This is a genomic window from Caulobacter sp. 05T431, from assembly GCF_056665975.1.
On sequence record NZ_JBFTKU010000007.1, the window covers coordinates 145,813 to 168,384 of the forward strand.

Consider the following 22,572-nt stretch of genomic DNA (forward strand, 5'->3'; position numbering starts at 1 on the left):
GAAGCAGGTCGGATGAGGGGTTGAAAGCCCTGTCCGGCAAGGTCCGGGAAACCCCTCACCCGACCCCGCTTCGCGGGGCCACCCTCTCCCGCAAGGGGAGAGGGATTCTCCGGACTACTTCTTCTTGCCGATCTCGAACCGGCCGATGGTCATGGCGCCGTTGTCGCCCTTCTTCAGTTCGATGGTGAAGGTCTCCTGCTTCTCGCTGGGGCGGCCCCAGTCACGGAACAGGCGCACCCGCACCGTGCTCGGGCCGTTCGGGTCGAGCACGTCGGCCGCGTAGACATTGACCTTCAGCACATAGGTCCCGTCCGGGGCGCGGTGCAACAGGTACTCCTCCGGGCCGAAGCCGCGGGTCATGTCGTTGGACAGGCGGCCGCCGATGGCGGTGTTGGGGTTGTTGTAGATCGCCCGCTMGCCGGTCGGCTCGTCCACCCACAGGTCCATGTCGGTCTTGTCGGTGTTCCACTCCAGCACCGCGCGGATGTCGACGTCGAGCAGGGCGACCAGGCGCGGGTCCAGCACGTCCTGGGTCAGGCCCAGCGCCTTCATGCGGGCGATCAGGCGATTGGCCTCCATCAGGGCGATGACCTCGACCCCGTCATAGTCGCGGTTCCAGGGGCGGACGACGACGGCGTTCAACAGGTCCAGCGCCCGGCGGTAGTCGGCCTCGCGGGCCTTGCCGGTGGTGCGGTCGCCACGCGCGATCAGGGCCAGGGCCAGGTCGCGGCGGGGCTGCGGACGGTCGGGCTCCAGGAACAGCATCCGCTCGCGCAGCCAGATCGCCCGGTCCAGGTCGCCATAGGCCTGCAGGCGGTCGGCGACGATGATCAGGGTCTTGCTGTCGGCGCCCGGCACGTCCAGGGCGCTGACCACCACGGCGGCCGCCTCGGCCTTGCGGCCCGAGCGGAACAGCCATTCGGCGACGTCGAAATAGAAGGCCGGGGCGTCGCCGTACGACGTCTCCAGCTCGGCGTAGCGCGGACGCCAGGCCTCGCCCGAGGTGGCGGCCAGGGCCTTCAGATAGGGTCGATMGGGATTCCACGCGGCGGCGGCCACGACGATGCGGCTTTCCGCCGACTCGGGTTCCGCCGCCTCGGCTCCGGCGGAGGGCGCGGCGCGGGCCAGGGCCATCGACTGGGACTGCTCGCGCCGGGCGGCCGTGACGGCGACCTCGTCGACGCTGTTGCCGGAATAGGCCGGCGGGGGCGGAGGTGGCGGAGGCGGCGGTGCGGGCATCGGCGGCGGGAGCGACGGCGCCTCGTCCATCGGCGCGGCCATGACCGCCGGCGGGGCGACGGCCGGACGAGGCTGGACGACGGCGCGCGCTGGGGGCGTCGGCGCCTTGTACGTCTTGTCCCACCAGGCCTTCTGCGCGGTCCAGGCCTCGACGATCTTATCCAGGCGCGCGGCCTGGACCTGGGCGTCCATCGTCTTCTTGCGCACCATGGCGGCGCGGTAGCCGTCGATCAGGCCCTCGCTGGCCGAGGACGGCGGGGCGACGCCGGCGTCGACATAGTCCTGGATGTTCTCCAGCACCACGAAGCTCGCCTCCTCGGTAGCCACGTTGTAGCGCCGCGCCAGGGCCAGGGCCTCGTCGCGGTCGGGGCGGTCGGTGGCCAGGAGGCCCGCCACGGCGTCGCGGCCCCACAGCACGCCCACGCCATCGAAGGCCCGCACCGGTCCGTCCAGGCGGAAGGTGCGCGCGCCCCCGGGGCCGGTGAACACCAGGGCGCCGGCGGCCGGGGCCTTGCCGATGATCCACCAGCGGCCGGCGGGACCGGACACCAGGCGATGGTCGACCGACTGGCCGTCGTCGGCCTTCAGGGTGAAGCCCGGCGTCCCGGCCGCGGTCAGGCGGGCCAGGGCGGCGTCGGGGGTCACCGACGACAGGTCGACATGCCGCCCGCCCCCGCGCTCGGCAAGGGCGGCCAGGAAGTTGCGGTCCGCGCCCTTGGCGCTGGACAGGGCGAAGGTCCGGCAGGGCGGCGGCGTCGCGTTCCAGCCGTCCAGGGTCATGCGGCCGTCCGAGACCAGGATGCAGGTGTCGGCCTGGCCGGCGCCGGCCGCGAACACGCCCTTCAGCGAGCTGGCCCCGCCGTAGGTCACCGCCTTCAGCGCCGCCTCCAGGGCTTCGCCGGTCGGGGCCGACAGGGCGACCACGCGCGGCGCGTCGTCGGCGAAGGTCACCAGGTCCACCGCCCCCGGGCGCGCGGCCTCGACATAGCGGCGCAGCACGGCGATCTCGGTCGCCAGGTCGTCGCCGGTGCGCGAGCGCGAACGGTCCCAGTAGACGCGCAGGCGGCGCACCGTGGCGGCCTGGGCGTCGAACGGCAGGCGCAGCTCGAAGAACCGCTCGCCGTTGGCGTGGCGGCTCAGCTCCAGCGGACCCGCCGCGCTCCACGCGCCCACCCGCAGGGCKCCGGACAGGGTGACGTCCTTGGCCACGGCCAAGGCGCTCCAGCCGCCGGCGGCGGCCTTGGTCCAGTCCGGCTTCAGGCCGCCGGGCGCGACCAGCGACGGCGCGGTGACGGCGCTCGGCGCGGCCACCGCGATCTTCATCGCGCCCACCACCGCCTGCGACGACAGCGGCAGCTCGAAGCTCCCGTCGGCGGCCAGGGGGCTGACATAGCTGAGGCGGATGGTGCGGCCCCGTCCCGGCATGATCGGGAACACCCGGGTGTGGAAGCTGTTGTCGGCGGTCACCTCGGCTAGGCCGGGGTCGACCCCGGCCCGCACGCGCTCCTCATAGACCAGCTTGGCCTGGCGCTTGCCGGTCAGCACCCCGTCGACCATGCGGCCGTCGACGTCCAGGGCGTAGCCGTTGACCACCGCACCGGCCGGCAGGGCCAGGGTGAAGTCGCCTTCCATGATCTGGGCCGTCGGATTGTCGAAGCGCGCCGTGATCGTGGTCTGGGCCAGGCCGCCCACCAGGGTGACCTCGACGTCGAGATTGGCGATCTTCAGGGCCTGGCTCGGCTGTCCGGTCTCCACGCCGCGCGGGCGGGCGACCAGCAGCGGATTGGCGGTCTCCGCCGCCCATGCGCCGACGCTGGACAGGGCCAGCATCGCCGCGACCAGGACAACCTTCATGACGTGACGTCTCCCCGTTCTTCCTTATGACGAGGAGCCTAGGCGCAGATTACATCTGTAGACAAGAGAGGTTCGGAGCCGTGCGCCTCAATAAGCCTTGCCGTTGTTTTTGCGCACCGGCAGGGCGGCCCAGTCGAAGTCGACGAACAGGCGGGCGTTGATGCTGATGCGCGGGTCGTCGAAGTCGGGCTGGCCGCTGTCGAAGCTGGGGAACTCCGAATAGGTCGGGCAGCCGCAGATGGCGCAGTGGTGGTGCTGGCCCAGATAGTGGCCCCACTGATAGGTCGAGACCCGGTCGCGGGCCGTGGTCAGCTTGAACTGGGCGGGCCTGTAGTAGGCGTAGAGCGCGCCCCGCCGCGAACAGAACGAACAGTTGCAGTCGGTCAGCTCGGTCGGCGCCTCCGTCACCTCGAACTGGGTGGCGCCGCAGTGGCAGCGGGCCTTGAGGGGCAGGTCGGTCATGGCGTCTCTCCTGGCGGGAACAACGCCCGCCACCCTAGGCGGCTCCTGCTGACAGCCGGGTCAGCATGCGACGTCCGGTCGCGGCCTGGGGTCGCGCCCCGGCCTGCTATCGTCCCGGTTTACGAATTCATCACGCGCTCGCGAACATCCTCCCGGAGGTTCGCCGGACGTCGGCGACGAACGGGCGGGGCATGATCGACAGGAAACGGATCGGATCGGCGGCGGCGCTCGCCGTCCTGCTGGTCGCCGGGCCCGTGGCGGCGGCCGCCGGTCCGGTCGACGCGCGCCTGGACGCCGCCAAGGCCGCCATGATGGGCGACCCCGCCGCCGCCCTCACCCTCTCGACCCAGGCCCTGGCCTTGGCCAAGGCCGATACCGGCCCGCGCCGCGACCAGGAGATCGCCGCCGCCCAGTGGCTGCAGGGCGAGGCGCTGCTGCGGCTGGACCGTCCCGACGAGGCCGCGCCGGTGATCGCCGCCGGCCTGGCCGTGGCCGCCGCCAAGGCGCCCGACAGCAAGCTGCACGGCGACCTGGTCATGACCCAGGCCGCGCTGGAGGCCGCCCGCGGCCAGGTGCAGCTGGCCCTGCGCGACTTCCAGGCCGCCTATCGCATCTTCGGCAAGGCCGGCCATCCGCGCGGCCAGGCCGTGGCCCTGCAGAACATCGGCTCGATCTATCAGGACGCCCACGACTACGAGAAGGTGCTGCACTACTACGCCCAGTCGGCCGAGGCCTATCCGGCCGACCAGCTGCTGCAGCTGAGCGCGGCCAACAACATCGGCAACGCCCTGATGGACGGCGAGCAGTACGACCGGGCGGTGGCCGAGTTCGAACGGGGCCGCAAGATCGCCCACGCGATGGGCAGTCCCCAGCTGGAGGCGCGGATCACCGCCAACCAGGCCATCGCCGAGGTCCACGGCGGACATCCCGACGCCGCCATGCGCCTGATCGATGCGGCCAACGCCCTGCTGCGTCCCCTGCCCGACGCGCCGGACGCCCGCCGGTCGGTGATGAAGGCCACGGTCCAGGTCGAGCTGGCGCGCGGCCATCCCAAGGCCGCCGCCGCCCTGCTGGCCCCGCTGTTCGCCGGCGTGGACCTGACGACCACCGGGCCCGAATACGTCGACCTGCACGCGGCCGCCTACAAGACCTACAAAAAACTGGGCCAGACCGAGCTGTCCCTGGCGCACCTGGAGGCGTTCAAGCGCCTGGACGACCAGGCCCAGACCCTGGCCGCCTCGACCAACGCCGCCCTGATGGCCGCCCAGTTCGACTCCGCCAACCAGGCCTCGCGCATCGCCGCCCTGAAGGCCGGCCAGCTGGAGCGCGACGTCAAGCTGGCCCGGGCCCGCAACATGATCGCCGCCGTGCTGCTGGCCGCCGCGGCCCTGGCCGTCGCAGCCCTGGTGGCGGCCGTCGTGGGCGTGCGCCACAGCCGCAACCTGGCCCGCGCCGCCAACGAGCGGCTGCGCCAGGCCAACCACGACCTGGCCAAGGCCGTACGGGCCCGCACCGAGTTCCTGGCCGCCACCAGCCACGAGATGCGCACCCCGCTGAACAGCATCCTGGGCATGACCGAGGTGGTGCTGGCCCAGCCCGAGCTGGACCCCGCGCTGCGCGACCGGGTCGCGGTCGTCAGCGCCGGCGCCGAGACCATGCGGGCCCTGGTCGACGACATCCTGGACCTGGCGCGCCTCGAGACCGACGGCGTCACCCTGAACCGCGCCGCCTTCGACCTGCCCGCGCTGGGCCGCCAAGCCGCGCGGCTGTGGTCGGACGAGGCCGCCGCCAAGGGCCTGGCCCTGACCTGCGACTTCGCCGCCGCCCCCGGGCGGATCGTCGAGGACCAGGGCCGCCTGCGCCAGATCCTGTTCGCCCTGCTGTCCAACGCCGTGAAGTTCACCGACCGGGGGTCGGTGTCGCTATCGGCCAGCGTCCGCCAGGACCCCGCCGGCGAGCGGCTGGTCCTCCAGGTGGCCGACACCGGCCCCGGCGTCCCGCCCGACAAGCTGGCCGAGGTGTTCGAGCCGTTCGGCCAGGTCGATTCCAGCCGCACCCGGGCCCACGGCGGAGCGGGCCTGGGCCTGGCCATCTGCCGCCGGCTGGCGGACGCCATGGGCGGCGAGATCCGCCTGGACAGCGTCGTGGGCCAGGGCTCGACCGCCACCGTCGTCCTGCCGCTGCAACGAGCGGACGCGGTCGCGGCCGCGCCCGGTATGCAGGGCGCGCTGGGCGACCGCGCCGTGCTGTTCTGCGATCCGAACCCGCTGACCCGGTCGATCCTCGCCGGGGTGCTGCGCCCCAAGGTCCGCGAACTGGCCGCGACGGCCGGCCTGGCTGACGCCCTGGACACGGCCCAGGGCCGGCGCTTCGACCTGGCCCTGGTCGAGGCGGCCGAGCTGGGCGACGGCGCCGAAGCCCGCCGCGCCGCCCTGGCCGCGCTGCGCGAGGCCCTGGCGCCGGCCCCGGTCGCGGTGCTGCTGGCCCAGGCCGCCGACGGCTCGGACGACGAGGCGGAAGCCGCCCTGCTGTCGGACGGCGCCGCCCTGGTCGTGCGCAAGCCGGTCACCGCCGCGGCCCTGGTCGAGGCCCTGGGCGGCCTGCTCGAAAAGCGGGCGGCCGACGATCGCGACGCCAGGACGGTTGCCACCGCCTGAACCCGCTCTAAACTCTTGTTTGATTTGGGGTCTGCCGCCGTCGCGTCGGACCGCCGACTTTGGAAAGCCGGGGATCCTCCGCGATGCGGGTGCTGTTCGTCGAGGACAACCAGATGAACCGCCGGGTCGTCGCCGAGATGCTGCGGGCCGGCGGGGTCGACATGGACGAGGCCGAGGACGGCCCCTCCGGCCTGGCGATGATCGACGCCAACGCCTACGACCTGGTGCTGATGGACCTGCGCATGCCGGGCATGGACGGCCTGACCGCCATCCGCGAGATCCGCACCCGCCCCGACGCCAAGGCCCAGCTGCCGGTGATCGTCATCACCGCCGACAGCGGCGCCACCCTGGAAGCCGACTGCCAGGCCGCCGGCGCCGACGACGTCATCCGCAAGCCCGTCGACCTCTCGACCCTGTTCACCACCATCGGCGACCTGATCGCCCGACGGGGGGATGCGGGGCTGGTGCTGGGGTAGGGGGCGGGATCGGCGGGCTGGCGGGTGCTGGTGGGTGGAGTTTGTTTCGGGGATAGATGGGCCGAGAGGCCCCACGAGCTGACATCAGGGCCGTTCCAGGAACACGACCTTCAGCCCTGAGCTGACCTGAAATGAACCGGGCATCACAACCGTCGTGCGGGCCCGGGACCTCCATTTCGAGCAGCCCGCATCGCCATGCTGGTCGACCCCGCCGTTTTCGCGTGGAACCGCAACGGCGGCTTAGCGTTAGTGGCTCCGCGCGATCGGGTGCGCTATGGGGGTGCTTGGTGTTCCGGCCTATTTTGAGTTTAGACGCGTCGTGGCTAAAAGCCGTCGACCGGGCGCCAAGGATTCCTTGCTCCCAGCTCAAGCGCGGTCTCTCGCCAAGCCCGGACCGCTTTCGCGCCGTTCCCGTCCGCCGCTCGTGTCCTGACCGCTCGCCAAGCCAACCGCCATTTGCCCCCGGTATCGCCTGAGGGGGCAGGATCGACAACTCCGACTCCGAGTACTCCATGTCGTCAATCGAACCTCGTCGCCCGTCCTCCTCCGGGACGAAAGTGGAACTATGGGCGACAATCGGGCTCGCGCTCGTTCTGGCGTTCTTCGTTCTCAGCGGCATGATCGCCTTCCGCAACATCGAGGTTCTCAGGACCAACAACGAGAAGATTTGGCACACCCACAATGTGCTGATGGCGCTGGACGAGCTGCTCTCCACGGCCCAGGATGCGGAGACCKGCCAGCGCGGCTACCTGCTGACGGGCAACGACCGGTATCTCGAGCCCTACCAGAACGCGGTCAGCGCCGTCGGCCAGCGCGCCGACGAGGTGGCCGCGCTCACCAAGGACAACCCGGCGCAGCAAGCCAACCTCATCCCGCTMAAGCGCCACATCGCCGCCAAGCTCGATGAACTCGCGAAGACTGTGGACCTGCGCCGTCGCGGGGAAACCCAGGCCGCGCTCGCTGTTGTCGCCACCGACCGCGGCAAGATCGAGATGGACGCCGTCCGCGCCCAGCTGGACGTTATGCGCACCGAGGAAAACCGCCTGCGCGACATTCGCCTGGCCGAGATGGACTCCGCCCACAAGACCGCCCTGACCAGCGGCGTGCTGACGTGTCTGCTGGGGGCCGCGCTGACGATCGCCGTATTCGCCCTGATCCGCCGCAGCGCTCGCGCCCGGGCCCGGGAGGAATGGCTGCAGTCGGGCCAGGTCGGCCTCGCCGAAGCGATGATGGGCGACAAGTCGGTCGAGGAGCTGGGCGACAGCATCCTGACCTTCCTGTCGCAATATCTCGGCTTCCAGGCCGGCGCCCTGTTCAAGGGCGAGAAGGGCCAGTTCTATCGCGCCGCGGCCCTGGGGATTCCCGCCGACGCCGACGTGACGCTTCGCTTCGGGGTCAAGGAAGGCCTGCTGGGCAAGGCCGCCGCCGACGGCCGCCCGACCATCGTTCGCGACGTGCCCGAGGGCTACCTGACCATCAGCTCGGCCCTGGGGCGCGACAAGCCCCGTCATCTGGTCATCGTGCCGGCCCATGCCGACGACGTCGTCAACGCCGTGATCGAACTGGGCTTCCTGCATCCAGCCGACGAGCTGATGCTCGAATTCCTGGACCAGGTTTCGCCGTCCATCGGCATCGCCCTGCGCTCGGCGCGCTATCGTTCCGAGCTGCAGAGCGTGCTGGAGGAAACCCAGCGCCAGGCCGAAGAACTGCAGGTCCAGAGCGAGGAGCTGCGGGTCTCCAACGAGGAGCTGGAGGAACAGGGTCGAGCGCTCAAGGAGTCGCAGACGCGGCTGGAGCAGCAGCAGGTCGAACTGGAGCAGACCAACAGCCAGCTCGAGGAGCAGGCCCAGACGCTGGAGACCCAGCGCGACGAACTGGAACGCACCGGCGCCGCCGTGGCGCTGAAGGCGCGCGAACTGGAACAGGCCAGCCAGTACAAGTCCGACTTCCTGGCCAACATGTCCCACGAGCTGCGCACGCCGCTCAACTCGCTGCTGATCCTGTCCAAGCTGCTCAGCGACAACCCAAACGGCAACCTCTCGGGCGAGCAGGTGAAGTTCGCCCAGACCATCCAGTCGTCGGGCAACGACCTGCTGACCCTGATCAACGACATCCTCGACCTGTCGAAGATCGAGGCCGGCCATATCGAGGTGCGCCCCGAAAGCCTCCCGCTGCAGCGGTTGACGGGGGACCTGCGCCAACTGTTCCAGCCCGTCGCGGACGAGCGCGGCCTGGGCTTCGAGATCGTCGTGGCGAAGGACTGCCCCGCCCTGGTCGAGACCGACCGCCAGCGCCTGGAGCAAATCCTCAAGAACCTGCTGTCGAACGCCTTCAAGTTCACCGAAGAGGGTCAGGTCCGCCTGACCGTCTCGCCGGCCGGCGCCGACAGCCTGGCCTTCGCGGTGACGGACACCGGCATCGGCGTTCCGCGCGAACAGCAGGAGAGCATCTTCGAGGCCTTCCGGCAGGCCGACGGCACGATCAGCCGCCGGTACGGCGGCACGGGCCTGGGCCTGTCGATCTCGCGCGAACTGTCGCGCCTGCTGGGCGGAGCGATCACGCTCAAGAGCACGGCCGGCGAAGGCAGCACCTTCACCGTCACTATCCCGCGCACCTACGATCCGACCTTCGTGGCGCCACGCGAGCAGGCCGCGCCCGTCGAGGCGATCCCCTCCCCCGCGCCGCGCCCGCCGCGCGCCAAACGCCTGGCCAAGACGGTCGAAGACGACCGCGAACAGCTGACCAAGGGCCGCCGGGTGCTGCTGGTCATCGAGGACGACGACAAGTTCGCCGGCATCGTGCGCGACCTAGCCAAGGAGCTCGGCTTCGACTGCCTCGTGGCCGGCACGGCCGAGGACGCCCTGAAGCTGGCCCGGCAGTTCAAGCCCAGCGCGGTGGTCCTGGACGTGGGACTTCCGGACGAGTCGGGCCTGATGGTCCTGGATCGCCTCAAGCGCGACGACACGACCCGGCACATCCCGATCCATGTGATCTCGGCCGCCGACCACAGCCAGACCGCCCTGTCGCTGGGCGCGATCGGCTACATGGTCAAGCCGGTCAAGCGCGACGAGCTGGCCGAGGTGCTGCGGACCCTGCAGTCCAAGCTGACCAGCACGGTGCGACGGGTGCTGATCGTCGAAGACGATCCGGTGCAGCGCGACGCCGTCGGCAAGCTGCTGTCGTCCGGCGACGTCGAGACCGTCGGCGTCGGCACGGCCGCCGAGTGCCTGGAACAGCTCAAGCAGCAGACCTTCGACTGCATGGTGCTGGACCTGTCCCTGCCCGACGCCTCGGGCTACTCGCTGCTGGAGACGCTGAGCCAGGACGGCGACCACGCGTTCCCGCCGGTCATCGTCTATACCGGCCATGACCTGTCGGCGGACGACGAGCAACGCCTCCGTCGCTATTCCAGCTCGATCATCATCAAGGGCGCCAAGTCGCCCGAACGCCTGCTCGACGAGGTCTCGCTGTTCCTGCACCAGGTGGTGTCCGAGCTGCCGCCCGAGCAGCAGAAGATGATCCAGAAGGCCCGCAACCGCGACGCCGTCCTGGAGGGCCGCCGCGTGCTGATCGTCGAGGACGACATCCGCAACGTCTACTCCCTGACCAACGTGCTCGAACCACGCGGCGCCGTCGTCGAGATCGCCCGCAACGGCCAGGAGGCGATCGAGGCCCTGGGGCGGTCCGCCGAGGATCCTTCCCGCGCCGTCGACCTGGTGCTGATGGACGTGATGATGCCCGTGATGGACGGCCTGACCGCGACGCGCCAGATCCGCGAGGATGCGCGATGGTCCAAGCTGCCGATCCTGATGCTGACCGCCAAGGCCATGCCCGACGACCAGGAGCGCTGCATCGCCGCCGGGGCCAACGACTACATGGCCAAGCCCATCGACGTCGACAAACTGCTTTMGCTCGTGCGCGTGTGGATGCCTAGGTAGAGCCGTGCCCGACAAGATCGAAGACCTAGAGATCCAGCTGCTGCTGGAGGCGCTCTTCCAGCACTACCACTACGACTTCCGCCACTATGCGCGGGCGTCGATCAAGCGGCGTCTGGTGCAGGCGCGCGATCAGCTCGGCTTCGCCAGCATCTCGGCGCTGCAGGACCGCGTCCTGCACGACCCCGACATGCTGCCGCGCCTGCTCGGCTATCTCACCGTGCAGGTCAGCGAGATGTTCCGCGACCCGTCCTACTTCCGGGCGCTGCGCGAGAAGGTGCTGCCGCACCTGCGGACCTATCCGTCGCTGAAGGTCTGGATCGCCGGCTGCAGCGCCGGCGAGGAGCTCTATTCGCTGGCCATCCTCCTGCGCGAGGAGGGCCTCTACGAGCGGACGCTCTTCTACGCCACCGACATCAATCCGGACGCGCTGAGCGCCGCGGAGGCGGGCCTCTATCCGCTGGACCGGATCCGCCGGTTCACCGAGAACCATCAGAAATCGGGCGGCAAGTCGTCGCTGTCCGACTACTACACCGCCGCCTACGGACGCGCGGTCTTCGACAAGTCGCTGCGCGATCGCGTGGTGTTCTCCGACCACAGCCTGGTAACCGACGCGGTCTTCGCCGAGATGCACCTCATCTCGTGCCGCAACGTGATGATCTACTTCGATCGCGCGCTGCAGGACCGGGCCATCGGCCTGTTCCGCGACTCCCTGATCCGCAAGGGCTTCCTGGGTTTGGGGTCGAAGGAGAGCCTGCGCTTTTCCAAGCACGCCGCCGGATTCGCCGACTTCGTGCCCGAGGAAAAGATCTATCAGAGGCGCGAGCCGTGACCCGGACAACGATCAAGGCGATCGCGATCGGCGCCTCGGCCGGCGCCGTCCAGGCCCTGCAGGCCATCCTACCCCGGCTGCCTGTCGGCTACCCCCTGCCCGTCCTGGTGATCGTGCACGTGCCGCCGGACCGGTCCAACGTCCTGCTGCCGCTGTTCCAAGCCAAATGCCGAATCCCGGTCAAGGAAGCCGAGGACAAGGAGCCCATGGTCGGGGGCGTGATCTATTTCGCGCCGTCCGACTACCACCTGCTCGTCGAGGCCGACGGCGCCCTGGCGCTGTCGAACGACGAACCGGTGAACTATTCGCGCCCCTCCATCGACGTGCTGTTCGAAAGCGCCGCCGACGCCTATGGCCCGGCGCTCGTCGGCGTCATCCTCACCGGCGCGAACAATGACGGCGCCGCAGGCCTGAAGGCCGTGACCGACGCCGGCGGCGTGGCGATCGTCGAGGACCCCGCCCAGGCCTATGCATCGGCCATGCCCGCCGCGGCGCTGGACGCCGTTTCGACCGCGAAGGTCATGACCCTGGATGCGATCGCATCCTATCTGTCGAGTCTGGGGACTACGCGATGATCGCGGAAAAGCCGATCAACTTCCTGCTGGTCGATGACCTCGACGAGAACCTGCTGGCGCTGGAGGCGCTGCTGCAGCGCGAGGGCCTGACCTGCCTGAAGGCGCGTTCGGGCGAAGAGGCGCTCGAGCTGCTGCTCGTGCATGATATCGCCCTGGCCCTGCTCGACGTGCAGATGCCCGGCATGGACGGCTTCCAGCTGGCCGAATTCATGCGCGGCAACGAGCGAGCGCGTCACATCCCGATCATCTTCGTGACCGCCGGCACAGCGGGCAACGTCGACGCGTTGCGCCGCTTCCGGGGCTACGAGGCCGGCGCTGTGGACTTCATCCAGAAGCCGATCGAGGCTCATGTGCTGCGCAGCAAGGCCAATGTGTTCTTCGATCTCCATCGGCAGCGCCAACAGATCGAAATGCAGCGCGACGAACTGGAAGCCGCGGCCCAGGCCCTGCGGCGGGCCGATCGCCACAAGGACAGTTTCCTGGCGGTCCTGGCGCACGAACTGCGCAATCCGGTCGCGGCCCTGACCGGCGGCCTTCACCTGCTGGGCAAGGACAACCCGCCCGAACGCGCGCGGGACATCCGAATCCGCATGGACCGGATGCTCACCCACCTATCGCACCTGGTCGACGATCTCCTCGACGTTTCGCGGGTCAACCAGGGCAAGATCTCGCTGAAGAAAGAACGGCTCGACCTGCGCGAAATCCTTCGATCGGCGATCGAAGCCAGCCAGCACAACATCGACGCCGGGGCCCACCGGTTCACGACCGAGTTCCCCGAGGAACCGATCTGGCTGGACGCCGATCACACGCGGTTGGCCCAGGTGGTGGCCAACCTGCTCAATAACGCGGCCAAATACACGCCCCCGGGCGGCGCCGTGTCCCTGTCCGCCACGGTCCAGGACGGCGTCGCCGAGATCAGGGTGTCCGACACGGGCGTGGGGATTCCCCCCGAGATGCAGGCGGGCATCTTCGAGATCTTCGCCCAGGTCGAGGACCACCTGACCAAGGCCCAGGGCGGGCTGGGGATCGGCCTGGCCCTGGTCAAGCAGCTGGTCGCGCTTCACGGCGGCGGGATCGACGTCCAGAGCGCGGGTCAGGGCGCGGGCAGCACCTTCATCGTCACCCTTCCCATCGCCGCCGGCCCACCGGACGGGCCAATCAGCGCTTAGGGTGCGGTTTCCAAACATGGCATGCCGGTTGCCCAGCTAGCGCTAAATCTCGCCGTTCACGGTGCCCTTACGTGCGCCCTAGCCGCTGCTGGGCAACGCACGCAAGTTCGTCTTCCTGGTCACCCCCTACCGCCCCACCAGAACCCGCATCGCCAGGATCTCCCGCGTCTGCCGCGTGATCCCGTACAGCACCCCCGGCTGGCTTTCGTCCCAGTCGATGGACTGGCCCTCGGCCTCCATGCCGATGGTGTCGAGGTGGTCGAGCACGCCGCCGCCCATCGGCAGCTGCATGACGTACAGCTCCGGCCGGTCGTGGCCGCTGAGATAGAGCTTGCCGTCCGGGCCCCAGCCGCCGCCCGAGATGCTCATCGGGGCGATGCGGTCCAGCACCGTGGCCGGCAGGGCCCAGGCCTCGAGCCGGCGCCACTGGTCGTCGAACTTCACCAGGGTGGTGTGGCGATGGTCGCGCGGGGGCTCGCCGCCCCGGCCGTCGTAGTTGGCGAACATCACCCACCAGAAGCCGTCGTGGCGGTCGACCCAGGTGGCCGAGCCCGTGCCCAGGCCCAGGGCGGTGCTGCGCCGGTGCGCCAGGGTCATAGGGTCGAACACCTCGATGGTGCTGACCTGGGGCGTGGCGGGGAAGTTGGAGCTGGCGCAGACCAGGTCCTTGGCGACCACGGCGCAGGCGTTGATGTGCGGGAAGCGGGCCTTGTCGCCCGTCCATTCCGCGCGTTTCTCGCCGGTCTTCTTGTCGAAGCGGACCAGCCTGGAATTGCTGACCGAATAGACGTCGGCCGGTCCGACCGCCGCGCCCTGGGTGGCGTCGCCGGCGTAGCGGCGGAGCGTCTGCGCCTTGCGCGCCGGCGCGTCGGCCGGGGGCGCGGGCGCGGGCGCGGCCTGGAGCGCCAGGGCGGCGAGGAGCAGCGGGAGCATCGGTCTTCCTCCTTCGACAGGTCGCCCAGTCTGGCAGGCCAATGTTGCAGCCAATGTTGCGGTCAGGCGACCCCGCCGCACGCCCCAAACGCAAAACGCCCCCGGACCGGGGTCCGGGGGCGCTTCGAGATCGATGGCGAGAAACGCTTAGGCGGCGTTCTTCAGCAGCGACTTGGTCAGGATGCCGATGGCGGCTTCGCGGTCGATGCGCTCGATGGCGGCGACTTCGCGGGCCATGCGGTCCAGGGCCGATTCATAGAGCTGACGCTCGGAATAGGACTGTTCCGGCTGGTTCTCGGCGCGGTGCAGGTCGCGGACCACTTCGGCGATCGAGATCAGGTCGCCCGAGTTGATCTTGGCTTCGTATTCCTGGGCGCGACGCGACCACATGGTGCGCTTCACGCGGGCGCGGCCCTTCAGGGTGGTCAGGGCTTGCGACACGACATTGCCTTCGGCCAGCGGGCGCAGGCCCGCGGTCTTGGCCTTCTTGGTCGGCACGCGAAGGGTCATCTTTTCGTGGTCGAAGGTGATGATGTAGACCTCGAGCGACATCCCGGCCACTTCCTGGGTCTCGACGCCCTGGATGCTGCCCACGCCGTGCGCGGGGTAAACGACGTGATCGCCGACCGAGAATTCCAGACCGCTCTTGCTCATTCGTTCGTCCTCAATAAGTTCGGGCAGAGCCCAAAACACCGCGTCTCGAAAACATCCAAAGGGCGTCCCAAACGGCGACAGGGACCCGTCCGCGAAATGCTTGCGGGGCCAAGACCGGTCGGGATTGGGATAGTTCTTAAGTCACCCTTCGCCTTCGATCGGGCGCGCCGGTTTCCCGGCTGACATCGTCCACATGACGGGCAGGCGCGACACATCGCGACCGTTACGTCGGAACCGACAATATCATAAAATTCAGCTTGATGAAAGGCTTGCGACCTGTTTAGCCGCCCGATCCGGCCGGTTCGGGCAAGCTTCCCGAGGTTTTTCGCCGAATTTTTCGCCGAAACGCTCGGTTTTGGCGTTCGCGCGCGAAGCGGGAGCGGGAGGCCCGCCGGGCGAGTCGCGACGCCCCGGATCGGGACGCCGTCAGGGGTCGGGCGTCGCGGCGCCCGACCGGCTCAGCTGCCCTTGCCGGGCTTTTCGCTGAAGTACTTCTCGAACTTGCCGGTCTCGCGCTCGAACGCCTCGCGATCGGCCGGCGGCGTGCCCTTCACCGTGATGTTCGGCCAGATCTTGGCGTATTCGGAATTGATCCGCAGCCACTTGCCGTCCGGCTCGTCCTCGGTGTCGGGCTTGATGGCGTCGATCGGGCATTCCGGCTCGCAGACGCCGCAGTCGATGCATTCGTCCGGATTGATGGCCAGGAAGTTCTCGCCCTCATAGAAGCAGTCGACCGGACACACCTCGACGCAGTCCATGAACTTACATTTGATGCAGGCGTCGGTAACGATGTAGGTCATCGAGGGCTCAGTCGGTTCCGGGACTAGCGCGAGAGGGCCGCGTTTTCGAAGCCGGGCGGCCGAATGTCAATGCGGCTTGGCTGCGCGGGGGCGCAGGATTTCTGACACCTGCCCCGAGAAGGGCGTCCGGAGCCACCTTAAATAGGCTCGGATCTCCATATACCGTCGTTACGTTACCCTTTCTTATCGAAGCTCGGTCACAACCAAGCCGAGGAAAACAAACAAGAAGTCGACAACCCGACCCATGACGAGAACCGCCGTGCGCCCCGACGTCTCGATCACCGACCACGAGACCAAGACGCCGGGCGCCCAGATGGACGCCTTCGAGACGTTCGTGCGTCATGCGCCCTTCGCGGCGGCCCTGGTCGACAACGCCTTCCGCCTCACGGCCGTCAGTCCCGACTGGGCAAGCCACGGCCTGAGCCCCGACCTGGCGCTGGGCGACGACTTCCGCCGCGCCCTGGTCAGCCCCGAGGACGTCGACAGCCTGGAGCGCTGCGTGGCGTTCGGCGAGCCGTTCTCGCGCTATCGGGCCATCTCGCTGCCCGACAAGAATGGCGACGGCGCCGCGCCGCGCATCTGGCGCACCGAATTCGCCGCCACCCTGGCGGACAGCGGCCGCACCCTGGCGGTGATCGTCACCGCCCGCGACGTCAGCGGCTACGCCGAGACCGCCCTGAAGGCCGAGCGCGACCAGCAGCGCCTGAAGATGGCCCTGGAGCTCGACGACCTGATGGTCCGCGAATACGACCTGCGGACCGGCGAGATCTACTGCTCGGGCACCTCGCCGGAGCTGGAGAAGTGGTGCCTGTTCAAGACCGACCCGCTGGAGATCGTCCATCCCGACGACCGCGAGAAGATGGCCGAGCTGGTGCGCAACCGGAAGGACGGCGAGGCCCAGGTTTTCGAGTTCCGCCTCAACCGCGACGACGGGGTCGAGACCTGGGTGCGCTCTGTAGGGAAGAAGTTCCTGGGCGCGGATGGGAAACCGGAACGTCTGGTCAACCTGTTCAAGGACATCACCGACCGCCGCCGCCACACCGAGGCCGTCGAGAACCTGGCCTTCCGCGACAGCCTGACCGGCCTGCCCAACCGCGCCTATTTCAATCGCAAGTTCCAGGAGGCCGTCGACGCCTCGGAGATGATGGGCGAGCTGTTCGGCCTGATCATGATCGACGTCGACCACTTCAAGGACATCAACGACACCCTGGGCCACGACGCCGGCGACGCCCTGCTCAAGCGCCTGGCCGAGATGCTGCACGCGGCCTTCCGGGCCGGCGACACCGTGGCGCGCCTGGGCGGCGACGAGTTCGCGGTGATCCTGCGCGGCCTGCATTCCGAGGCCGACATGATGCGGCCCGTGAACGCCCTGCAGGACCTGCTGCGCCGGCCCATCGAGCACGGCGGCCGCAGCTTCTCGGTCAGCGCCAGCATCGGGGCGGCCCTGCACGGCGACCTCGACGCCGATCCCAGCCACATGATCAAKAACGCCGACATCGCGCTCTACCGGGCCAAGGACGAGGGCCGCAACCGCAGCGTCGTCTTCGATCCCTCGATGCGCTCGGCCCTGGAGCAGCGGGTCGAGCTGCTGCGCGACGTACGCGCGGCGATCGCGGCCAAGGAGTTCGTGCTCTACTACCAGCCGATCGTCGACATCGCCTCGCACAGCGTCAGCGGCTTCKAGGCCCTGATGCGCTGGGACCACCCCGAGCAGGGCGTGCTGACCCCCGACCGTTTCCTGGCCGCCTTCGAGGACCAGGACCTGTCGCTGAAGCTGGGCGACATGGCCTTCGAGACCGCGCTGAAGCAGATGCGCGACTGGCTGGACCAGGGCGTGGAGTTCGGCCGCGTGGCGGTCAACATCTCGGCCGCCCAGTTCCGCAGCGGGCGCCTGGCCGAAGAGGTCCAGGACCGGCTCCAGCGCTGGAACGTGCCCTGCGAGCGCCTGACCATCGAGGTCACCGAGAACGTCTATATGGGCTGGGGCTCGGAGATGGTCAGCGACACCGTCCGCCGGCTGCACGCCGCCGGGGTGATGATCGCCCTGGACGACTTCGGCACCGGCTACGCCAGCCTCGCCAACCTGCGCCAGTTCCCCATCGACCGGCTGAAGATCGACAAGTCCTTCGTCCAGAACGCCGAGGACGCCGCCATCGTGAAGGCGGTGATCACCCTGGGCTCGTCCATGGGCATGAAGGTGGTCGCCGAGGGCGTCGAGGACCAGGCCCAGCTGGACGCCCTGGCCGACTACGGCTGCGACCAGATCCAGGGGTATCACTTCTCGCGGCCGATGCCGGCGGGGATGGTGCCGGGATTCCTGGAGCGGTTCGGGGTCTAGGCGGCCTGACGCCTCGGACTATGGGCAACCCTCGCGATCCATTTGTCCGCCGCAGCGGATGTCGGCCACATCGCGGATCCAGCCGCCCGGCCCCGTCAGGCGCTTGACCCGCACCCAGAAGACCATCGGCGGCGCGCCGGCGGGCGGCGGATCGAAGTCGATGCGGGCGTAGTCGGGCCCGATGCTCTCGGGGTCGCACCAGTCCAGGACAGCGCCCTTGCGCCACAGGTCCAGGCAGCCCTCGCCCGTAGGGGTGAGGCCATAGACGACATCGCCCCTGGCCAGCGGTCGCGGCAGCTTGCCGCTCTCGCGCACGACGCCGCGAACCGGGACCAGGCGCACCTCGGTGTCGACCGCCTCCACCCATTCGCCGGCCTCCAGGCGGCCGACCGCCGCGGCCGAAGGGCCAGGCCTGTCATAGAGCGTGACCATCGCCGCGGCCTGGATCTTGCCGTGCATGGAACAACCCTCGCCGGGACAACCGCCATGGTCGACATAGACTCCGCCCGTCGTCGGCGGCGCCAAGCCCGAGAGGCGTTTCGGCTTCGCGGCGACGCCCGCCCCGCCAAACACGACGCAGGCCAAGGCCGACAGGGCCAGGATCGCTCCCGGCGCGGCTCGATGTTTCATGGCGTCTCCCCCGAGCGCGAAAGCCTCACCGGGAGACTATGGCACAGCTTCTCGGGAAGTCGCGGCCGGCCTACTTCATCTTCAGCGGCGAGATTTTGCCGTTGTCGACGATCCAGGCCTTGTCCTTGCCGGTCCCGACCGCGATCGGCACGTGGTACATCAGCTGCAGGAAGACATGGGTCTCGACCGGGGTCGGCGAGACGATGTGGGTGACGTAGAGCATCGCCGCCTTGGCGCCGGGCGGCAGGTCCGGCTTGGCGCTCAGCGTGAGGCAGCTGGCCGACAGGGCGTCGACCCGCTTGACGATCTGGCCGTCGGCGCTGATCGAGAAGCGGTAGTGGCCGCCGAACGGGATCGCGTCCCGCGCCGGGCTGGGGGCCAGCAGCCAGACCAGCCAGCCGTCGCCCTCGACGTCATGGATGACGACGCTGTTGTAGCCCTGTCGGCAGGCGCCCGGCAGGTTCTGGATCGCCGTCTGGCGGGCAGCGAAGGCCGCGCGCTCGTCGGCGGTCAGCGACMGGTCGGCCGGCTCGACCACCGCCCCGGCGCCCTTGGCGTCGACCACGATATCATAGCCGGCCTCCAGCCCGCCGCCGACGTCGCGCAGGAACCGCACCTTCTCGGCGTCGCCCTCGCCTTCGACGATCCAACCCTTGAGCCCGACGCCCTCCAGGTCCTGGACCTTCTCCTGCAGCGCGTCGGTGGCCAGCCAGGCGGCCCGGTCCTGCCGATAGATCGCCGCACCCAGGCGCTCGATCGTCGGGATGTCGAAGGCGCGGATCGGCGGCGGCTTGTCGGCGGCCAGGGCGGGATGGACCATGGCCAGGGCCAGGCTCGCGGCCAGGACGAAACGACGGATCATGCGAAGCTCCCCACTCAGAAGCGCCAAGCTAGAGCGTTCACGAGGAAGGTCCATCGAGAATGCTCGCGAAGGTGGTGAAATCCTTCTCCCCTTGCGAGAGAAGGTGTCGGCGAAGCCGACGGATGAGGGGTCTCTCAGAACCTTCCGCCGTGCGCAGCTGACCTGGCCATCAACCCCTCACCCGACCCGCTACGCGGGCCACCCTCTCCCGCAAGGGGAGAGGGATCATTCTGAGTCCACCGCCTCGTACAACTCACGCGCCTCGGTCGCCGGGCCGCGCCGCTCGCCGAAGCCCAGCACCCGCACCGACACCACGCGGCCGCCGATGGCGAACACCAGGCCATCGCCGATGCGCAGGCCGCGCGAGGGCTTGTCGACGCGGCTCTCCACGCCCGTCCGGGTCAACCGGATGCGCCCCTCCTCGACGAAGCGGCCGGCCAGGGAGCGGGTCTTGAAGAACCGCGCGCGCCACAGCCAGACGTCGGCGCGGCAATGGCCGGGATCGGCGTCGGTCATGCGGAAGCCTTGGCGGCGGCGCCGGCGGCCGGCTTGCGGCGGCGCGGCTTCTTCCGGCGCGGCGGCGGCTCGGTCAGCTTGGCGAGAGCCGCGAAGGGCGAGTCGGGACGCGCCTTGACGCGCGGCTCGGGCAGGGCCGCCCCGCGCCGCTTCCAGACGATCGGGTCGCCCTCCTTGGGCCGGATGGCGGGCGTGTAGTCGAGCGCCCGCAGCACGGCGGCGGCCTCGGCCGGGGTCCAGCCCAGGGCGTCGCGGGCGGCGTCGGTCAGCACCACCCCGCCGGGCCGCTGGCCCTCGCGCAGCAGGGCGTCCAGCCGCTCCAGCATCTCGACCGGGACCACATGCTTGCCCACCAGGCGCAGGCCGTTGGCGGCCAGGGCGCGGGCGTCCGGCGTCGGGCTGGGCGCGGCGGCCAGGCGCTCGCTCTCGCCACGCCAGCCKCCCGGCGTCAGGGCCCGGGCCGTGGCCAGGGCCTCGGGCCGCAGCACCGAGGGCAGGAACAGGCTGAACGCCCCGATCCGCACGCCCAGRCTCTTCAGCGTCCGCCGCTCGGCCTGGCTCATGGCCTTCAGGTCGGTGTCGACCGCGCGCTTGTCCAGCACGCCGCCGGCTTCAAGAAGCCGGTGGGCCAGGCCGCGCGGCAGGCCCTTCAGCTCGCCGCCGGAGAGGGCCCGCTCCAGCTTGCGCAGGCCGTGCAGCTTGCGGTCGACCTCGCCGGCCAGGAAGGCGTCCAACCGCCGCTCGGCGCGCTCGCGGACGCTGGCCTCGCCCAGCTCGCCCAGCAGCCGCGCGCGCGGCTGCATCAGGTTGCCGCCCGCGCGCACCGCGCCGGCCGTCTCGCCCTTCCACAGCACCGCCCCGTCCGGGGTCAGGGTGAAGGCGGTGTCGGCCTCGGCCGCCAGCTGGCCCAGGCGCCGGGCGACCTCGGGGGTGACCGCCCGCTGGGCGGCGTTGCGCAGGGCCTTCTCCTCGAGGGCGCTGGCGCCCTTCTCCTGGACGAAGGTGACGCCGCTCAGCCGGCCCACGATGTGGCCCTCGACCGTCACGGCCCCGTCGGCGCCGACCCCGGCCAGCATGGTCTCGCGGTCGCCCAGCTGGCGCATCAAGACGCTGGTGCGCCGGTCGATGAACCGGGCCATCAGCTTCTCGTGCAGGGTGTCGGACAGCCGGTCCTCAAGCTGCCGCGTCACGCCCTGCCAGTGGGCCGGGTTGTGCAGCCAGTCGCCGCGGTTGGCGATGTAGCTGAGGGTGCGCACGCCCGACAGGCGGGCGGCCAGGCTGTCGATCTCGCCGTCGGTGCGGTCCAGCGCCTTGAACTGGCCGGCGATCCAGTCCTCGGGCAGGCGCTTCCTGCCCGTCGTCAGGTCGTCGAACAGGGTGCGGACCATGCGCTGGTGATCATCGTCGGTGGTCTTGCGGAAGTCGGGCGTCTGGCAGACGTCCCACAGCCGGATCAGGGCCGAGCGGTCGGCCTTGCAGCGGGCGATGACGTCGTCCTGCTGGGCCAGCTTGCGCAGGGTGCGCTCGTCCAGCGCCTCCTCGGCCAGCTTCAGCCCGCCGCGCGGCGGCGGCTCGGCCAGGGAGCGCAGCAGGCCCTGCAGGCTGCCGAAGTCCAGCCGGGCGTTGCGCCATTCCGCGCCCATCACCGGCTCGAACCGGTGGTGCTCGACGGCCTCGACCAGGTCCTCGTCCATCTCCTCGCAGTCGCCGGTGACGCCGAAGCTGCCGTCGCGGGTGAAGCGTCCGGCCCGGCCGGCGATCTGGCCCACCTCCTGCGGGTGCAGCCAGCGGGTGCGCTTGCCGTCGAACTTGCGCAGGCCGGCGAAGGCCACGTGGTCGACGTCCATGTTCAGGCCCATGCCGATGGCGTCGGTGGCCACCAGGAAATCGACCTCGCCGGACTGGTAGAGCGCGACCTGGGCGTTGCGGGTGCGCGGGCTGAGCGACCCCATGACCACCGCCGCCCCGCCCCGCTGCCGGCGGATCAGTTCGGCGATGGCGTAGACGGCGTCGGTCGAGAAGGCGACCACCGCCGTGCGCCGCTGCAGGCGGGTCAGCTTCTTGGAGCCGGTGTAGGTGAGGGTCGAGAACCGCTCGCGGGTGACGATCTCGGCGTCGGGCAGCAGGCGGCGCACCAGGGGTGCCATGGTCCCCGCCCCCAGCAGCATGGTCTCGAACCGCCCCCGAGCGTGCAGCAGCCGGTGGGTGAAGATGTGGCCGCGCTCGGGGTCGGCGCACAACTGGATCTCGTCGATGGCCACGAACTCGACCTCGCGGCCCAGCGGCATGGCCTCGACCGTGCAGACGAAATAGGCCGCGCGCGGCGGGACGATCTTCTCCTCGCCAGTGATCAGGGCCACGCTGGCCTTGCCGCGCAGCTTGACGATGCGGTCGTAGATCTCGCGGGCCAGCAGGCGCAGCGGCAGGCCGATCATGCCCGAGGCGTGGCCCAGCATCCGCTCGACGGCCAGGTGGGTCTTGCCGGTATTGGTGGGGCCGAGCACCGCCGTCAGCTTGGAAGGGGCCAGGCCTGTCGAACGGTCACTCATGGTCCAAAGGTGGGATGGGAATCGCGGCGGGGCAAGCGGGGGGCTTTCGGTAGGACGTGGGGCCAAGGGGCGCGCTCCACCCTCCCCTAAC

Annotated in this window: 16 protein-coding genes and 1 pseudogene; 8 read left to right on the forward strand and 9 right to left on the reverse strand. The window is 69.9% G+C overall.

The genetic code is table 11. From position 1 onward, the window contains the following. Positions 1–114: 114 nt before the first annotated feature. The gene (locus AC1U89_RS08890; RefSeq protein ID WP_479899357.1) at positions 115–3,093 is read right to left on the reverse strand and encodes a VIT domain-containing protein; all 2,979 of its coding nucleotides are present in this window, start codon (positions 3,091–3,093) and stop codon (positions 115–117) included. 87 nt (positions 3,094–3,180) lie between these two features. Further along, complete coding sequence (locus tag AC1U89_RS08895) at positions 3,181–3,555, reverse strand: GFA family protein (RefSeq protein ID WP_479899358.1); 375 nt, start codon at positions 3,553–3,555, stop codon at positions 3,181–3,183. Positions 3,556–3,746: 191 nt separating this feature from the next. Between AC1U89_RS08895 and AC1U89_RS08900 the strand changes: the two genes are divergently transcribed. The 6 genes from AC1U89_RS08900 to AC1U89_RS08925 all read left to right on the forward strand — a co-directional run bounded on the left by AC1U89_RS08900 (position 3,747) and on the right by AC1U89_RS08925 (position 13,199). Then, a complete protein-coding gene (locus AC1U89_RS08900) occupies positions 3,747–6,212 on the forward strand; it encodes an ATP-binding protein (protein ID WP_479899359.1) in 2,466 nt (821 codons plus the stop codon). Positions 6,213–6,295: 83 nt separating this feature from the next. Further along, on the forward strand, positions 6,296–6,688 hold the full coding sequence (locus tag AC1U89_RS08905) for a response regulator (protein WP_479899360.1): 393 nt from the start codon (positions 6,296–6,298) through the stop codon (positions 6,686–6,688). A 617-nt stretch (positions 6,689–7,305) separates the two neighbouring features. Then, the gene (locus AC1U89_RS08910) at positions 7,306–10,626 is read left to right on the forward strand and encodes a response regulator (protein ID WP_479899361.1); all 3,321 of its coding nucleotides are present in this window, start codon (positions 7,306–7,308) and stop codon (positions 10,624–10,626) included. A gap of 4 nt (positions 10,627–10,630) precedes the next feature. Beyond that, positions 10,631–11,455: a CheR family methyltransferase gene (locus AC1U89_RS08915; RefSeq protein WP_479899362.1), complete on the forward strand. Its 825-nt coding sequence runs from the start codon at positions 10,631–10,633 to the stop codon at positions 11,453–11,455. Then, positions 11,452–12,030, forward strand: a complete 579-nt coding sequence (locus AC1U89_RS08920; protein ID WP_479899363.1) for a chemotaxis protein CheB — start codon at positions 11,452–11,454, stop codon at positions 12,028–12,030. Before AC1U89_RS08915 ends, AC1U89_RS08920 begins: the two co-directional genes overlap by 4 nt. Further along, a complete protein-coding gene (locus AC1U89_RS08925; RefSeq protein WP_479899364.1) occupies positions 12,027–13,199 on the forward strand; it encodes a hybrid sensor histidine kinase/response regulator in 1,173 nt (390 codons plus the stop codon). Before AC1U89_RS08920 ends, AC1U89_RS08925 begins: the two co-directional genes overlap by 4 nt. A gap of 126 nt (positions 13,200–13,325) precedes the next feature. On the opposite strand, the gene AC1U89_RS08930 is transcribed toward AC1U89_RS08925, so the two are convergent. From AC1U89_RS08930 to fdxA, 3 genes are all read right to left on the reverse strand, one after another. Further along, positions 13,326–14,132, reverse strand: a complete 807-nt coding sequence (locus AC1U89_RS08930) for a hypothetical protein (RefSeq protein WP_479899365.1) — start codon at positions 14,130–14,132, stop codon at positions 13,326–13,328. A gap of 147 nt (positions 14,133–14,279) precedes the next feature. Then, on the reverse strand, positions 14,280–14,786 hold the full coding sequence (locus AC1U89_RS08935) for a CarD family transcriptional regulator (protein ID WP_029908206.1): 507 nt from the start codon (positions 14,784–14,786) through the stop codon (positions 14,280–14,282). A gap of 458 nt (positions 14,787–15,244) precedes the next feature. Then, positions 15,245–15,586 carry a ferredoxin FdxA gene (fdxA, locus tag AC1U89_RS08940; RefSeq protein ID WP_018062341.1) on the reverse strand — a complete coding sequence of 114 codons (342 nt, stop codon included), beginning with the start codon at positions 15,584–15,586 and terminating at the stop codon, positions 15,245–15,247. A gap of 244 nt (positions 15,587–15,830) precedes the next feature. Here fdxA and AC1U89_RS08945 point away from each other — a divergent pair, with 244 nt between their 5' ends. Continuing rightward, the gene (locus AC1U89_RS08945) at positions 15,831–17,924 is read left to right on the forward strand and encodes a putative bifunctional diguanylate cyclase/phosphodiesterase (RefSeq protein ID WP_479899366.1); all 2,094 of its coding nucleotides are present in this window, start codon (positions 15,831–15,833) and stop codon (positions 17,922–17,924) included. 18 nt (positions 17,925–17,942) lie between these two features. On the opposite strand, the gene AC1U89_RS08950 is transcribed toward AC1U89_RS08945, so the two are convergent. Both AC1U89_RS08950 and AC1U89_RS08955 read right to left on the reverse strand, forming a co-directional pair. Further along, the gene (locus AC1U89_RS08950) at positions 17,943–18,554 is read right to left on the reverse strand and encodes a hypothetical protein (RefSeq protein WP_479899367.1); all 612 of its coding nucleotides are present in this window, start codon (positions 18,552–18,554) and stop codon (positions 17,943–17,945) included. 70 nt (positions 18,555–18,624) lie between these two features. Continuing rightward, complete coding sequence (locus AC1U89_RS08955; RefSeq protein ID WP_479899368.1) at positions 18,625–19,416, reverse strand: hypothetical protein; 792 nt, start codon at positions 19,414–19,416, stop codon at positions 18,625–18,627. 79 nt (positions 19,417–19,495) lie between these two features. Between AC1U89_RS08955 and AC1U89_RS08960 the strand changes: the two are divergent. Continuing rightward, positions 19,496–19,650: pseudogene (locus AC1U89_RS08960) on the forward strand (hypothetical protein). Here the strand turns inward: AC1U89_RS08960 and AC1U89_RS08965 are convergent. Together AC1U89_RS08965 and AC1U89_RS08970 are read right to left on the reverse strand one after the other, a co-directional pair. Beyond that, positions 19,642–19,932: an RNA-binding S4 domain-containing protein gene (locus AC1U89_RS08965; RefSeq protein ID WP_479899369.1), complete on the reverse strand. Its 291-nt coding sequence runs from the start codon at positions 19,930–19,932 to the stop codon at positions 19,642–19,644. The pseudogene AC1U89_RS08960 and the gene AC1U89_RS08965 sit on opposite strands and share 9 nt — an antisense overlap. Then, on the reverse strand, positions 19,929–22,481 hold the full coding sequence (locus AC1U89_RS08970; RefSeq protein WP_479899370.1) for a helicase-related protein: 2,553 nt from the start codon (positions 22,479–22,481) through the stop codon (positions 19,929–19,931). The genes AC1U89_RS08965 and AC1U89_RS08970 overlap by 4 nt, the downstream gene beginning before the upstream one ends. Positions 22,482–22,572 lie beyond the last annotated feature (91 nt).